This window comes from Streptomyces antnestii, assembly GCF_004005495.1.
In the GTDB taxonomy this organism is placed as follows: domain Bacteria; phylum Actinomycetota; class Actinomycetes; order Streptomycetales; family Streptomycetaceae; genus Streptomyces; species Streptomyces antnestii.
Genome location: NZ_RZYA01000004.1, coordinates 45,685 through 60,081 on the forward strand (window position 1 = coordinate 45,685; position 14,397 = coordinate 60,081).

Annotated in this window: 7 protein-coding genes; 3 read left to right on the forward strand and 4 right to left on the reverse strand. The window is 73.9% G+C overall.

Going from position 1 to position 14,397, the window contains the following annotated elements:
* Positions 1 to 72 precede the first annotated feature (72 nt).
* A complete protein-coding gene (locus EOT10_RS10630) occupies positions 73 to 1,299 on the forward strand; it encodes an MFS transporter (RefSeq protein WP_223280940.1) in 1,227 nt (408 codons plus the stop codon).
* A 3-nt stretch (positions 1,300 to 1,302) separates the two neighbouring features.
* Here EOT10_RS10630 and EOT10_RS10635 read toward each other — a convergent pair whose 3' ends face one another.
* From EOT10_RS10635 to EOT10_RS10650, 4 genes are all read right to left on the reverse strand, one after another.
* Positions 1,303 to 5,925: an SAV_2336 N-terminal domain-related protein gene (locus tag EOT10_RS10635; RefSeq protein WP_127827875.1), complete on the reverse strand. Its 4,623-nt coding sequence runs from the start codon at positions 5,923 to 5,925 to the stop codon at positions 1,303 to 1,305.
* Entirely contained in the window at positions 5,915 to 6,931 is a 1,017-nt protein-coding gene (locus EOT10_RS10640) for an AAA family ATPase (RefSeq protein WP_127827876.1), read from the reverse strand. The genes EOT10_RS10635 and EOT10_RS10640 overlap by 11 nt, the downstream gene beginning before the upstream one ends.
* Before the next feature lie 64 nt (positions 6,932 to 6,995).
* A complete protein-coding gene (locus tag EOT10_RS10645; protein WP_127827877.1) occupies positions 6,996 to 8,702 on the reverse strand; it encodes a VMAP-C domain-containing protein in 1,707 nt (568 codons plus the stop codon).
* Positions 8,699 to 9,043: a CU044_2847 family protein gene (locus EOT10_RS10650; RefSeq protein WP_127827878.1), complete on the reverse strand. Its 345-nt coding sequence runs from the start codon at positions 9,041 to 9,043 to the stop codon at positions 8,699 to 8,701. The genes EOT10_RS10645 and EOT10_RS10650 overlap by 4 nt, the downstream gene beginning before the upstream one ends.
* Before the next feature lie 236 nt (positions 9,044 to 9,279).
* On the opposite strand from EOT10_RS10650, the gene EOT10_RS10655 reads away from it, so the two are divergent.
* Positions 9,280 to 12,954: a S8 family serine peptidase gene (locus tag EOT10_RS10655; RefSeq protein ID WP_127827879.1), complete on the forward strand. Its 3,675-nt coding sequence runs from the start codon at positions 9,280 to 9,282 to the stop codon at positions 12,952 to 12,954.
* 390 nt (positions 12,955 to 13,344) lie between these two features.
* Entirely contained in the window at positions 13,345 to 14,247 is a 903-nt protein-coding gene (locus tag EOT10_RS10660) for an LLM class flavin-dependent oxidoreductase (protein WP_127827880.1), read from the forward strand.
* Positions 14,248 to 14,397: the final 150 nt, after the last annotated feature.

Consider the following 14,397-nt stretch of genomic DNA (forward strand, 5'->3'; position numbering starts at 1 on the left):
GACACCTCCGGCACCCCCGGCGTATCCGCCGCAGGCCCGGAAAAGGGGTCACGGCCCGGCGGGCGGCGCCGGATTCTCGCCGATCTGACCCCGCTGCGTATCTCCGTCGACTACCGCCGCCTGTGGGTCGGCAACACGGTGTCCTGGACGGGCCAGGCGATGACCGCGCTCGCGGTGTCCCTGCAGGTGTACGACATCACGCACTCCAGCTTCTCCGTGGGCCTGGTCGGCCTGTTCTCGCTGGTGCCGCTGGTCGCCTTCGGCCTCTACGGGGGTGCGATCGCGGACACGATGGACCGGCGCAAGCTCGGCCTGTACAGCGCGAGCGGCTCGTGCGCGCTGTCGGTCGCGCTGGCGGTGGCCGCGCTCGCCGGGTACCACCGCGTCTGGCTGCTGTACGCGGTCGTGGCGCTCCAGGCGGTCTGCGGGGCGCTCAACTCCCCGGCGCGCACGTCGATGATCCCGCGCCTGCTCCCGCCGGAACACCTGCCGGCGGCGAACGCGCTCAACTCGATGACCACCACGTCCGGCACCCTCGTCGGACCCATGCTGGGCGGCGTCGTCGTCGGCCTGTGGGGCTATCAGACGGCGTACCTGATCGACGCGGTCGCCTTCTCGGCGGCGCTGTACGCGATGTGGCGCCTCCCGGCGATGCTCCCGGACGCGCCCGAGGGGGAACGGCGGGGCCGCGCCTCGGTCGTGGACGGCCTGCGCTTCCTGGCCGGGCGCCCCAACCTCCGCATGACCTTCTTCACCGACATGTGCGCGATGGTCCTCGCACACCCGCGCGCGCTGTATCCGGCGGTCGCCGCGCTCTGGTACGGCGGTGACGCACGGACCACCGGCCTCCTCGTCGCGGCGCCCGCGGTGGGCGCGCTGCTCGGCGGGGTGTTCTCCGGCTGGCTGGCCCGCGTGCACCGGCACGGCCTGGCGATCGTCCTCGCCGTGTGCGCGTGGGGCCTCGCGATCGCCGTCTTCGGCCTGACCAGAAACCTCTGGCTCGGCCTGGTCTTCCTCGCCCTCGCCGGCTGCGCGGACACGGTCTCCATGGTGTTCCGCGGCACGATGCTGCAGGTGGCGGCGCCGGACGAGATGCGGGGCCGCCTCCAGGGCGTGTTCATCGTCGTCGTCGCGGGCGGCCCCCGCCTCGGCGACTTCCTCGCGGGCACGGTGGCCGACGTGTCGTCACCGACGTGGGCGATAACGGGCGGAGGCGCGGCGTGCGTGACGGCGGTACTGCTGCTGGCGCTGAGGTGGCGAAGGTTCTTGCGCTACGACGCGCGCGAACCGGCGGCGTGACGCTCATCGGGGCAGGGCTTCGATCAGTTCCGCCAGGTTGTGGACGAGGTGGTGGGGGCCGGTGGTGGTGAGGCGGGTGGCTGTGCGGCGGTTGGGGGCGTAGCCGATGAAGGGGATGCCCAGGGTCCGGGCCGCTGTCAGTTCCGCGGGGGAGGAGCCGATGAGTACCGCGTGCGGGGTGGGGGAGCCCGGGCGGTGCAGGGCGCGGTGCAGGACGTCCGGGTTCGGCATGAGGAGGCGGAGGTCGTCGGCGCGGCCGTGGACGGTGAGGGCGCGGTTCTGGAGGTGGGCCGAGACGACGTGCGGGGACACGTCGCTGACCACGGAGAGCGGGCGGCCGGTGGCGCCGAGGGCGCGGAGCAGGCGGTCCGCGTCGCGGGTGGGCCGGGCCGTGCGCAGGGCGCGGAGCTCGATGGCGTCGAGGCGTTCGCGCAGGGGCTGGGCGAGGCGGCGATGGCCGGCGAAGGTGCGCAGGACGTCCAAGGGGTGGACGTCGACCTCCATGGGGGTGTCGACGGTGCGCAGGGGATCGCCGGACAACGCCTCTTCCGGGTCGCGGAGTTCGGTGGCCAGCTCGGCGAGTTCCCGGGCCGCGTTCCGGGCCGCCCGGACACCGGCGTAGAGCTGAAGCAGCGGGCCGTCGAAGCCCAGGAGGAAGGCCTCGGCGGTGGCGAGTGTGTCGGCCAGGGAGGGCGCGCGGCGCGTCTGCAGGCCCAGGGTGAGGTCGAGCGCGTGGACGTCCTCGGACTCCGCGACGTCGAGTGCCTCGGTGAAACTCAGGGCGTGTGAGGTGGGGGGCGGCTCCGTGTCGAGCAGCTGCCAGCGGACCGCGTGGCCGGGCAGGGGGTGGCCGGCGGCCAGGCGGCGTTCGAGTTCCGCCCGGTCCAGGGGGGTGGGGAGGCGGCCGAGTTCTGATTCCAGGTGGTCGGTCAGTTCCTCCGTCAGGTCCAGGTCGGCGTGGCGTACGGCCTCCACCGGGTCCGTGACCCGGACGGAGACCAGGGCGCCGGGGCCCGCGTCGACGAACAGGCTGTGCCGGGTGAGGTCGACCTCGTAGTGCTCCCAGGCCGGGTCGGGCTCCGCCGGCGGGGTCAGGGTGAGGCCGCCGTCCGGGCGGCGGTGGACGACTACGGCGTGTTCGGGGGCCGGGCGCGGGAGTTCGCCGGCCGGGGGCAGGGCGTGCGGGCCGCGTACGTTGTTCCGCGTGCCCTCGTCGACGACGGTCTGGGGCAGGTGCTCGAACCAGCGCCAGTACGTGGCCCCGATGCCGGCCGAAGCGCTCTTGGGGAGCGCGGAGCGCAGCGCGGGGGGCACGACGATCATGGCGTCCGCGTCGGCGGCGTCGAGGTCGGCGCGCAAGGTGCCGGCGTCCGGCCGGCCCGGCCCGGCGGTGGGCCAGAACGTCACGAGCAGTCGGGGGCAGCCCGGCACCACATCCCACAGGTAGGGCCGTCGCTGAGCCTGGGTCGCGGTCAGCAGCAGGAGCGCGGCGTCCGCCGTCTTCAGCAGGACCTCGTGGCCGTCCGCGCGCGCCAGCAGGCCGTGTTCACGGGCGTCCAGGCCTGCCTCGGTGACCAGGAGCGCCACGGCCCGGCCGAGCGCGGTGTGCGCGTCCGGGTGCACGGGGTCCTCGGCGAACCGGAACGTGGCGGACGTATGGGCGCGGGCCGCGGATCGCGCGGTGTCGCGTGCCCCCTGCAGTTCCCGCTGCACTTCCTCCAGTAAGTCGCCTCGTCGGCCGCCGGACCTCACGTACTGCGAGTAGGCCTCCAACGCCTCGCCCTCACGGCCCAGTTGGCGCAGGGCGATCAGCTGGAGGCGGCGGAAGTCCTCGTGGGAGGGGTGGTCGCGGACGAGGGGCGAGAGGTCGGTGGCCGCGCGCTCGAAGTCGCCGAGACCCAGGTCGAGTTCGGCCCGGGTCTTGAGGAGTGTCAGATGGAGCTGGGTGAAGCGGGTGCGGGCGGTGCGGGCGGCGGGGCCGGGGACTCCGTCGAGTGGGGTGCCTCGCCAGAGGGAGAGGGCCTCGGCGGCATGGTCGCGGGCCGCGGGAAGGTCGCCCGCCGCGCGTGCGGACTCGACGAGGGCGGCGAGAGCCTGGCACCGCACGATGTCGACGGTGTCCGTGCTGGTGTGCAGGGCGTAGCCGTCGGGGAGCGTGGCGAGGGCGCCGGGGCCGAGCGCGTTGCGCAGGCGTGAGGCGTAGGTGCCGAGGAGGGCGTCGGCGCGGTCGGGACGTCTGCCCGCGTCCCACAGGCCTTCGAGCAGTTCGCCGCGGCTGACGGGGCTGCCGTTCCTGAGCAGCAGCATGCCGAGCATGGACTGGAGGGCGGGGGCGGACGGGGTGAGGGGCGTGGCGTTGCGGGTGACGGTCAGGGGGCCGAGCAGGCGGTAGTGGCGGGGGTCGTGGCCGGCGGAGCGGTCGTTGTCGGGCAGGGGCCTGAGCAGCAGGCTCATGGCCTGTTCCTGACGGGCGGGAGCTTCCGTCATGAGGACCTTCGCGGTGGACAGGTGCAGCCGGCTCACGGCGGTGTCGCCACCGGGGGACACCCCCTTGTACAGCAGGTCGACGAGTGAGCCGAGCTGGCGCAGGTCCTCGGCGATCCCGGTGGGGTCGCTCGCGGCACCCGGGGCGAACAGAGTGAGCTTCACCGTGCCGTCCGGCAGCAGGGTGACCTGCGGCATGCCGATCCGGCCGTGGCGGATCCCCGCGGAGTGCACGGCGTCGACGGCGCCGGCGAGCTGCATCGTGACGGATGTGCGAAGGGGCGCCGGCAGCTGGTAACTGCCGCTCACTGCGAGGGTGTTGAGAGGGACGCCCTCCAGATACTCCATGACGGCGTACGCCGTCCCGTCCTCGACACCGAAGTCGTGGACCCTGACCACGTTCGGGTGATCGATACGGGCCAGTACGCCTGAGTGATGGAGGAACGCGTGGTGTTGCCGCGCGGGCATGGCCTCGTACAGCTTCACCGCGACGTCGTGCCCCCGTTCCTCGTCCCGGGCCTGCCACACGGTCCCGCCGGCCCGCAGGCGCCGCAGCAACCGGTACCGGCTGCCGATGCCGCGCGACGGCACCCCTCCGGTCCCGCCCGACAGCCTCCGCACGCTCTCCTCGCTGACCGTCGCGAACGCCTCCGCCGCCGCCCCCCGCGTCGTCGCACGGAACTCACCCGCCGCGACACCGGCCCGCTCGTCGATCAACTCACCCACCCGGACCAGGAGTTCGGAGGTGCGTCCGCGGGCCGTGCGGGGCAGGGAGCGCAGCAGCAGGTCCCGTACCCCGTCCCGGAAGGCGTACGAGCCCGGAGGGCCCGGTGTCGTCGTCAGCATGCCGCTGAGGATCACCTCGGCCAGGTGCTGGGGGCGCGGTTCGGGTTCCAGGGCCGCCTGGACCAGGCGCATCACCGGCAGGTGCGGGACCCCGACCGCCAGGTGGCCCGCCAGGCGGAAGGCCTGCGGGGACGCCGTCGCGCGAAAGCGCAGGACCAGTTCCTCGGGGGTGAGCGACGCGACGTCCTCGCGGGGTTCGTCCGCGACCGGTGACGGGGGCAACCAGGCCGCCGCGCCCGGGACATGGACACCGCCCGTGGTCGCGGTCAGGCGGGACCAGTTCGCCAGCCAGGCCGGGCCGGGTTCGAGGACGGGGAGAGGCACCGAGCCGTGATGCCGGGACGGGCCGGGACCGCTCTCCGCGTACGGGGTGAAGCCGAGCGAGGAGAGCGGGGCCGCGGCGTGCGGCGCGGTGAGGAGTCCGGGGCGGGCCGGGAGGGCCGTGGTGCGCCAGAGGTGTTCGGGCAGGGGCTGGACGACGGCCAGCGGCATGCGCGTCGCGAGGGAGTGGAGCGTGCCGAGCCAGCGTCTGCCCGCCTCGCCCTCCCGCCACTGCGGGCCCGTGCAGTCGCTCAGCAGCAGCGCGACCGTGCGGCCGTCGTGGGGCACGGTCAGATGCTCGACGCGGCCGTCGGGGGTGGCGCGGTGCAGGCTGACAGTGCGGAAGACGCCCGACTGGGCGAGCGCGGTGTGCAGTTCCCTGACCAGCGGCCGCCACACGGGCATCGTCGGGCCGGTGTCGTGGAGCAGGACCAGGCGCAGCCACCGCTCGGGCGCGGGCCGCATGACCGGCAGCCAGGAAGAGGGGTGCGCGCCGAGGCGGGCGATGCGGTCGGCCGTGGCGCGCTCGTCCAGGACGCGGCCCCCGGTCGGCGAGGGGACGCGCCGTTTCAGGGGGCGCAGGGCCCGCTGGAGCGGGAGCGGGTGGCGGAGCATGGGGGGTGTGGGGGCGAGCAGGGAGGCGGCGGTGACCGCGGCGGTGTCCTCCGCCTGGTCGAGGTAGAGGGGGACGCGGTCGGGCTTGCCGGGCCCGGGGGGTGCGGGCGTGGGCGCTTTCGGGGGCGTGCGGGGTGGGGGCTGCTGAGGGAGTGGGGGCGGTGTGGCCACGGGGGCGGGTGACGGGTGCGGGCCGTCGGGCAGGATTCCGGTCGACGGCTCGGCGCGCCGGTCGGCGTCCTCCAACCGCCCCGCCAGCCACAGCAGTTCCGCCAGTTCCACCGGTGTCGGGGCCGTACCGCCCGACGCCGCGGTCAGGGCGGCCGCGAGGTCGCCGAGCAGGACGGGTTCAGTGCGCATCGGGGTCGGCCGCCCGGCTCAGGTACGGCATCAGGCGCTCCGCCAGTTCGTCGCGGGAGTTCTCGTCCAGGCCCGCCGCGCCCGTCAGATAGATCGCGTTCAGGAGCTGGTCCGTGGCGAGGTCGCCGCTGCCCGCACGAGCCAGGAAGCGGGCGATGAGCGGCCGGGCGTGCTCGTCGGGCTCGCCGAGGTGGGCGCGGACGATCTCCGCGAGGTGGGACTCGTCGGGGCGGCGCAGGCGCAGCGTCACACAGCGGCGCAGGAACGCCGGCGGGAACTCGCGCTCGCCGTTGCTGGTCAGGACGACGAACGGGAACGCGCGGCAGCGGACCCGGCCGCGTACCACCGGCACCCGCGCGTCCGTCCCGTGGGCCATCACCTCGGCGTGGGCGTCCGGCGCGTGGCGTGCGGCGCGGGCCAGCTCCGGGATCTCGTACTGGCCCTCCTCCAGGATGTTCAGCAGGTCGTTCGGCAGGTCCAGGTCGCTCTTGTCGATCTCGTCGATGAGCAGGGTGCGGGGGCGGGCGTAGGGGAGGAGTGCCGTGCCCAGGGGGCCCAGGCGCAGATGGTCCTCGACGCCGCTGTCACCGGTCGGGGACCGGTCGTCGCCCCGGGCCGCGTACAGGCGGGACAGCGGGTCGTACTGGTACAGGCCGTCGGCCAGCGTGCTGCGGCTCGTGATGTTCCAGCGCAGGACCGGGCCGAGGCGCAGCTCGCGGGCGACCGCGTAGGCGAGGGACGACTTGCCGGTGCCGGGCGGGCCCGTGACGAGGAGGGGGCGGCGCAGGTAGAGCGCCGCGTTGACGAGTTGGACGCTCTCCGGGGTGGCCCGGTAGGTGTGGGCGCGGTGCCGGCGGTCCGGGGAGACCGCCGCCGCGTCGTCGGTGTCGGCGGGCGCCGGCAGCGCGGGACCGCCGTCGAAGGCCCGCCACGGCGGCGGAGCGGGCAGCAGGTCGATGCCGTCGTGCGGCTCGGTCGTACCGGTGTAGACGGGCCACAGGGGCATGATCCGGATCTCCGTAACGGGCGGGCGGGTGTGGCGGACGTGGTGGTGGTCGGGCGACGGGTGGTCAGGCGACGGGTGAGTGCAGATGGGCGGTCGTGGCGTGCGGGTCGGGGAAGCAGCGCGGGTCGTCCCACAGGAGCTGGACGTCTCTGGCCCAGTGTCCGTCCGGGTCGTCCGCCGCGTCCGCGGCCTCGCGCAACGACAGGATGTGGCGCGGCAGTTCGGCGGGCGTCACCCCGGCGACGTACGGGCCGAGTGCGTTCAGGAACTCCGCGCCCGCGCAGCCGCCGTCCTCTCCCTCCTCCTCGGCTCCGTTTGCCCCGTGCTCTCCGTGGCACCCCGAACGCGGCCACAGCAGGACCGGCACCGGCTTGGTGAGGGCGGTGTCGAAGCGGGGGCCGGAGAGCCGGGCCGCGGGCGGACCCGCGAAGCCCGCGACATCGGCCGCGCGCAGCCGCAGCCGCAGCTTTCGGGGGTCCTCGCCGCTGTCGCACTCGACGCGGTGCACCGAGGCACTCGCACCGGCGTCGACGCCCTGCCACCGGCGGGCGAGCCGGTGCCGCAGACCGCCCCTGCGCCGCGCGTGGTCGGTGACGACGAGCGGGTACGAGCAGCCGAGCGGCGTGGGGTCGTCGGGGCCGCTCTCCCACTGGTCGACGGGCCAGTTCAGCCACTCGCGGGGCAGCGCGAAGGCGATCAACTCATCGGAGTCCAGGGCGAGATGACGGAAGGCCTCGTCGATGCGCTCGCGGACGTAGGGGCGAAGCTCGCCGTGCGCCAGGGTGCGCGAGTCCACCGGGTGACGGCGGCCCGCGCTGTACGCCGACACTTCGACCACCACCTGGCCGTCGCCCGCGCCGCTGCGGTCGATCTCGACGAGGATCGGCGACCAGTCGGGCCGGGCACGGCGCACGGCCGCACCGGCCCGCGGCGCGTCGAGGAGGGCGTCGAGCCGGTCCGCGAAGCGGGTCACCGCCTCCGGGTCGTCCAGTTCGCACAGGACGTACCAGGCCGCGGCCCACAAGGAGTCGAAGCCGCCGGGCGGCAGGGGCGGGCCGAACGGACCCGCCGCGTCGAGATAGAGGCGCTCCGGGGAGCAGTCGACGCCCGCGCGGGCCGCCTTCTGGACGAGGATCCGCAACCGGTCCCGGTCCGCGTCCTCGTGGGCGGGGACCGGGAGGTGCGCGCCGAGTTCGGGCCAGTAGCGGGCCATGACGTGCGTGGGCAGCATCCGGCCGTTGCGCACGCCGCGGCCGCCGGTCGCCGTGACCATGCCGACGACCTCCCCGGTGCCCGCGAGCGCGACCGCCGCGCCGCTGAACCCGGCCTCCAGGGGCTGGCCGTGGCCGTTCCACGCCTCCAGCTGGATCCACTCGCCGCCGATCAGCTGGGCGGCCGTGGCCCGGTACTCGGCGAGCGTGCCCTCGTCGTAGCCGCGCGGGAACCCGTACGCGACCAGCTTGCGCGCCGGCTCGCCGAACGCGGCGTCCGGCGGGGCAAAAGCCGCCGGAGACACCGGAGCCTCCTCGTCGAGTTCGAGGACGGCGAGGTCTCCGGGGTCGGTGGGACGGCCGCCCCAGCCGCCGCACGCGACGACCCTGGCAGGTACGGCGGCCGCGCCCGCCTGGTACGGGAACGTGACCGTGACGGGCGCGGCGCCACTGTCCGCGATCACATGGGCACAGGTCACGACCTTGCGGCCGGTCACCAGGAAACCCGCCCCGATCTGGCGCCCGCACTCGATCCTGGCGTGCCAGCGCGCGCTGTTCACGCGCCGTCCGTGGCCGCGCGGTCCGCCGCCGACCAGCTGAGCTTCACCACCAGATGCCCCTCGGCCGTGCCCTTGGCGATGACCGCGCCCGCCTCGGCGGACATCTTCACGCCGAACTCGATCTCCACGCCGTCCGGTTTGAGGGGGCCCTCGCGGAAGACGCGCAGGGCCGACTCGGCCGCCGCCCGCGCCCCGTCGAGGGCGGATTCGAACGTGCCGACCGCCTGCGCCGTGGGCAGGCCCCCTCGGGAGACGAGGCGGGCCCCGGAGCCCGTGTCGTCGGACGCCTCGAAGACGACGGGCGCGCCGTCCTCGGTCTCGTACTCCACCAAACCGTCCATGCCGCCCCCGTGAAACCGGTCGAAACGTGTGTGCCACTCGATCAACGTCATTGTGGCCGAAAGGAGTTGGCGCTGTCAGCCGACGTTCGGCGTGCGGCCGGATCGTGGCTCTGGCGGGAAGGTGCCAGGGCAGCTTTCCGCCAGGTCCGGGCGATGTCGCCGTAACAGTGGGCACTTCACACTCGTCGCAGCGCCTGGGTAACACCCCCACCCGGGCCTTACGGAGAGAGGCAACGATGACCAGAGGACCAGCGAGACGGGGCGCCGCCCTGCTGTCGGCCGGGCTCGCGCTCGCGCTGCTTCCGGGCGGCCAGGCCGTCGCGGGGAACGTCACCACCCCGGCGGACCACGCGACGACGCCCGCGGCCCGCGCCGCCCACACCGTGACCCTGGTGACCGGCGACAAGGTGACCGTGACGGACCTCGGCGGCGACAAGAAGGCCGTCACCGTCGACCGGGCCAAGGGCGCGACCGGAGCCGTCAGGACCCAGGTGTCGGACGGCAGGATCACCGTCGTGCCCGACGAGGCGCGGCCCTATCTCGCAGCCGGCACCCTGGACGCGCGGCTGTTCGACGTGAGCGAGCTGATACGCCAGGGCCTCGCCGACGCCAAGGCGGACGCGACGCCGCTCATCGTGTCGTACAGCGGCAAGAGCGCCCGCGCAGCGGCACGCACCCCGAAGGGCGGTGAGCGCACCCGGTCCCTCGCCAGCATCGGCGGCGCTGCCGTGGCCGCCGACAAGGGCCGCACGTTCTGGAAGAGCGCGACCGCCGCCGGGGGCAAGGGCTTCGCCGACGGCATCGGCAAGATCTGGCTCGACGGCCGCGTCAAGGCCGACATGGCCCAGAGCAACGAGCAGATCGGCACCCCGAAGGCGTGGGAGGCCGGACTCACCGGCAAGGGCGTCAAGGTCGCCGTCCTCGACACGGGTTACGACGCCACGCACCCCGATCTCGCCTCGCGCGTCTCCGAGTCCAAGTCGTTCATCGACGGCCAGCAGGTCGCGGACCGCAACGGGCACGGCACCCATGTGACGTCCACCGTCGGCGGCAGCGGCGCCGCGTCCGACGGCAAGGAGAAGGGCGTCGCACCCGGCGCCACCCTCGCCGTCGGCAAGGTCCTCAGCGACCAGGGCTCCGGCAGCGAGTCCCAGATCATCGCCGGCATGGAGTGGGCCGCCAAGGACATCCACGCCAAGGTCGTCTCCATGAGCCTCGGTTCGACCGAGCCCAGCGACGGCACCGACCCCATGGCCGCCGCCGTGAACTCGCTCTCCAAGGACACCGGCGCCCTCTTCGTCATCGCCGCGGGCAACTCCGGCTACGCCGGCTCCATCGGCTCGCCCGGCGCCGCCGACTCCGCGCTCACCATCGGCGCCGTCGACTCGGCCGACCAGGCCGCCTACTTCACCAGCATGGGCCCCCGCTACGGCGACAACGCGCTCAAGCCCGACCTGTCCGCGCCCGGCGTGAACATCCTCGCCGCCCGCTCCTCACTGGTCTCCGGCAGCGGCTCGTACACCACCATGAGCGGTACGTCGATGGCGACGCCGCACGTCGCCGGTGTCGCAGCCCTGCTCGCCGAGAAGCACCCCGACTGGACCGGCGCGCAGCTCAAGGACGCGCTGATGTCGACATCGAAGCAACTCCCCGACTCCGCCTACGACCTGGGCGCCGGGCGCGTCAGCGTGCCGGACGCCGTGGCCGCCGACATCACCGCGACGGGCAGCGCGGACCTCGGCTTCGTCAAGTGGCCGTACGACAGTGATAAGCCGGTCACGAAGACCGTCACCTACACCAACTCCTCGGACAGCGCGGTGGAGTTGACGCTGGCCGCGCAGGGCGCGCCCGACGGTGTCGTCTCGCTCGCGGACAGCAAGCTGACCGTGCCCGCTCACGGCACCGCCTCCACGACCGTGACCGGCGACGGCACCAAGGCCGCCGTCGGCAACACCAGCGGGCAGATCGTGGCGTCCGCGGCAGGCCGGCCGGTCGCGCACACGGCGTTCGGCATGGTCAAGGAGGAGGAGCGGTACACGCTCACCATCCATGTGAAGGACCGTGACGGCGCCGCGACGGCGGCGTACCTCGGTGTGCAGCAACTCGCCGCGCAGACCGACCCGTTCCCGGCGGTGGTCGGCGACTCCGGCACGCTCCAGCTGCGCCTGAAGCCCGGCTCGTACTACGTCGAGTCCTACCTCGACGTGCGCGGCAGCCACGGCAAGGACTCGCTAGGCCTCGGCTACCTCGCCGACCCCGGCGTCAAGCTCGACCGCGACCGGGAGATCACCCTCGACGGGCGGAAGCTCCGCGAGATCTCGGCCGACGTCGGCCGCACCGCCCAGACGCGTCAGCTCCTCATGGAGGCGGACCGCAAGAGCGGCGGCGCCGACTACATGAGCGCCGTCCAGGTGCCCGTCAAGTACGACAGCATCTTCGCGGCGCCCACCGAGAAGGCCGCCGAGGGCAGCTTCGAGTACCGCACGGTGTGGCGGCTCGGCAAGCCGCGGCTCCAGGTCGACGGCGTGCGCGACGTCCTCCAGCAGGCCGGCAGCACGCTGATCGAGGGCCGCAACAAGCTCGACATCGTCGATCTGGGCAACGGCGCCGCCGCCGACTACGCGGGCAAGGACGTGCGCGGCAAGGCCGTCCTGGTGCGCCGCACCGACGCGCTCACCCCGGCCGAACTCGCCCAGGCCGCCCAGGACGCGGGCGTCAAGGCCCTGTTCGTGACCGACGACGCCCCCGGCCGCCTCAGCGAATGGTGGGGTGACGAAAACTACGGCGACCGGCCGATCCAGATCGCCTCGGTCAACGCCGCCGACGGCGCCGCACTGGCCGCCGCCGCCAGGGCCGGCCGCCGCATCGACATGACCGGCACGACCTACACCCCCTGGGTGTACGACCTCACCGACGAGCACAAGGGCGCCGTGCCCGACCACGACCTCACCTACAAGCCGGGTGGTGACGAACTCGCCGTCCTGGACGCCAAGTTCCACGCCGTGAAGCCGCAGGACGGCGGCGAGTACCGCTACTCGCTCACCGACGCCTTCCCCATCGGCCTCGGCTTCCTGGAGCGGATCGCCTACCCGGCCGAGCGCACCGACCACGTCTCCACCGGCACCGGCCAGAAGTGGCACGAGTCCGTGCAGACCGGGCCGACCGACCTGGAGCAGCGCAGCGGCCTGATCACCTACAAGGGCGGCACGCACAAGGAGCTCGACTGGTTCAAGCCGGTCTGGCACCCGTGGCTCGGCAGCGGTCTCGGCTGGGGCCAGCAGCGTGCCGGTGACAACCTCCGGTTCAACGTGCCCGGCTGGGGCGACTCCGGTCCCGACCACACCGGCTTCGGCGACGTCTGGAGCGATCCCACCCAGACGCAGACCTCCGCGGTGTACGTCGACGGCGTGCTGGCCGACAAGAAGAAGAGCTCGGGCGTGTACGTGTGGGGCGCCGACCCGGCGGAGCACACCTACAAGGTCACGACCGACACCACGCTCGCCCCGGAGCGCTGGAAGCTGGGTACGAAGGGGCACGCCGAGTGGACGTTCAAGTCCGCCCGGACGCCCTCCGACCGGTACACGTTCCTGCCGCTGCTCAACCTCGGCTTCGACGTCGACACCGACCTCGCGGGCGACGTGCCCGCCGGGAAGCGGATCCCCGTCGGCATCCACTCCGAGTACGTCAAGGGCGCCGCGGGCACCGGCACGATCGGTGGCGGCAAGCTGGAGGTGTCGTACGACGACGGCAAGACCTGGACGGCGGTCGCGCTCGACGGGCGCGGCGCGTCCTGGAACGGGACGCTGACGGTGCCGGGCGACGCGAAGTTCGTGTCCCTGCGGGCCTCGGCGAGCGATGACAAGGGCGGCTCGGTCCAGCAGGAGATCATCCGCGCGGTGGGCGTGAAGTAGGCGCCCCTGTCGAGGTGTTGATGCGAGGGTCCGGTGCGGCAGCCAGCCGCGCCGGGCCCTCGCGCATGCGGTCATGTCCAGTCTGTGAGACGTGAATGTCCGACATGCGGGAGCGCACTTGTGGGGCGCCGGGCCCGCGGACAGGATGCGTGCATGGCCCCGGTACTCGTCTCGCGCGTGCTCGTCTCGCGCCGCCACGTGGATCTTCTGCGTGTGTCGACGATGCTCTGTCGGGCTCACCCGCGCCGCGCCGCCCGCTCCTGACGCGGGCCGCCGCGCCTTTCCGGCGCCGTACGTCATCGCGCCGCGCCCGACCCCGGCCGCTCCGGCGGCCCTTCGCGTCCGTTCCTGCAGTAGCCCACGCCCCCGCGCGATTCCCGAGGTGTCGTCATGCCCGAGAACCATCCCCTGCTGCACTGGTACCTGCCGGCCCGGCGCCCCGCCGACGTCGATTCGCTCGCCCGCACGGCCCTGGCCGCCGAGTCCGCCGGGTTCGACTCGCTCGCGATCCCGGCCGGCGGCCCCGACCCGTGGGTGCTCGCCTCCGCGCTGTGTCGCCGCTCCGAGCGGATCGGCTTCCTCGTGGCGCTGCCCTTCGAGGCCGCGCGGCCCACCGTGATCGCCCAACAGGCCGACGCCTTCCGCCGGTTCGCGGGCGGGCGGCTGCGGCTCGACGTCGGCGCGCACGGCGCGGGACTGACGCACGACCAGCGCTACGGGCGTACCGACGAGGTGATGGCCGTCGTACGGGATCTGCTCGACGGCCGGCGCATCGACTTCCAGGGGGAGCATGTGCAGGTCGAGGGAGCCCAGTTGACGGACCCGGCCGTCGAGCATCCCGTGCCGCTCTACTTCGGGGGTGCGTCGCCGGCCGCCGACGGGATCGCGGCGCGGCGGGCCGACGTACGGCTTGTGCGGAGCGCGCCGCCGGAGGCCGTGGCGGAACGGGTCGCCCGGACGCGGGAGCGGGGGGCGGGGGAGCGTGCGACTCGGGGGGACGGGTCCCGGCTGCGGTACGGGATCCGGCTGCGGGTGGTGGGCAGGGCCGAGGCGTCCGAGGCGTGGGACGCGGCGGGCCGGATCCCGGACGACGGAAGGACCGGTGCCGGGGAGGATGCCGTCGTCGGCACGTATGACGAGGTGGCGCGACGGCTTGCCGCCTACCGGCGCGCCGGCATCGACGAGTTCATCCTGTACGGGTGTCCGTGTACGGACGAGCCGGCCCGGGTCGCCGGCGAGATCCTGCCGCGGCTGCGTGCCCTCACGGACGCGGCCGTGGCGTGCGGAGGGTGAACGCGCGGAGGCGCCGCCTCCCCGTGGGACCGGGGGAGACGGCGCCGTCGCGGTGACTCCGCGTGACCTTCGCGCTCGGCGTCAGACGAGCCAGCCGAGGAAGTGGGCGAGGCCGGCGAGGATGTCGGTGATGAGGTTCATGGTGGTGCG